The sequence below is a fragment of the Candidatus Symbiopectobacterium sp. NZEC135 genome (assembly GCF_025962695.1).
Genome location: NZ_JAGFPF010000646.1, coordinates 1 through 1,092, shown reverse-complemented (window position 1 = coordinate 1,092; position 1,092 = coordinate 1). Strand labels below are relative to the sequence as shown.

The window sequence follows — 1,092 nt, the reverse complement described above, 5'->3', positions numbered from 1 at the left end:
ACCACCTTGCCCTGCTGGTAGCAGGCTAAAACCCCCAGCGTCTGCTTGCCGAGATAGTGAACCAGATTCATGCTGTGTATTCCTTACGAAGTGAATAGCGAAGCGCTAATGCGTTGTTTTTGTGTTTGTTTCGAGATTATTTGTCTACGTGTACGCTGTCAATAGACGTTGCCATGAAAAACAGACAGGCCAATAATCATCGGGTTACACTGAATATATCGGTCAAACAAAAGGAAAGATTATGCTGGTTATCTGGGGAAGGAAAACCTCATCCAATGTACAGGCGTTAATGTGGTGCGTTGGGGAGCTCGACCTGCACGTTGTCAGACATGATGTAGGGCACCGCTATGGGGGGACAGATACAGCGGCATTTTACGCACTCAACCCTAATCGCACCGTTCCTGTACTTCAGGATGGGGATAACCCAGCGCTGTGGGAAACGGGGGCTATCCTGCGATATTTAGCGAACCGCTACGCAACGGGCGGTTTCTGGCCCGAGGACTTGTTAGCAAGAACGGAAGTGGATCGCTGGGCTGAATGGGCAAAATTGAATATTGCGCTTGGATTTACTGCGCCTGTGTTTTGGCGTGTGGTGCGTACACCAGAGGCTGAGCGTGACCTTCGTGCGATCGATACTGCCGTTACTGCTTTTGAGCAAAAGCTCGACATCGCCGAGCAACAGCTTGCCAAACACCCTTTTTTAGCCGGGGAGGCGTTTTCACTGGCGGATATTCAGTTTGGTCATGTGCTGTATCGTTACTACGATATTGAGATCAATCGTAAGCCTTTACCGAATCTACACGCTTACTATGCAAGGTTGATACAACGCCCGGCCTTTCAAGAGCACGTGATGGTGTCCTATGACGAACTGCGCGCGTGAGCGGGATTGATGTAAAAAAAATCCCCCCGCAACCTGCGTTGCGAGGGGATGGGTGCTGAAGTGGCAGTCTGCCACTCGCCGTGGGTTACCCGAGATTACTGCTGGGTAGCCTGAATGGCGGTCAGGGCCACGGTGTAAACGATATCGTCTACCAGTGCGCCACGGGACAGATCGTTCACCGGTTTGCGCATGCCTTGCAGCATCGGCCCGAT

At 51.7% G+C, this 1,092-nt stretch carries 2 protein-coding genes; one reads left to right on the top strand and one right to left on the bottom strand.

What is annotated here, in order from left to right:
• The first annotated feature begins 241 nt into the window (after positions 1-241).
• Positions 242-880 carry a glutathione S-transferase family protein gene (locus J5224_RS29440; protein ID WP_264628610.1) on the top strand — a complete coding sequence of 213 codons (639 nt, stop codon included), beginning with the start codon at positions 242-244 and terminating at the stop codon, positions 878-880.
• 95 nt (positions 881-975) lie between these two features.
• On the opposite strand, the gene J5224_RS29435 is transcribed toward J5224_RS29440, so the two are convergent.
• Positions 976-1,092, bottom strand: a 117-nt coding sequence (locus J5224_RS29435) for a phosphate acyltransferase (RefSeq protein ID WP_264628611.1), incomplete at its 5' end; no start/stop codon positions are given.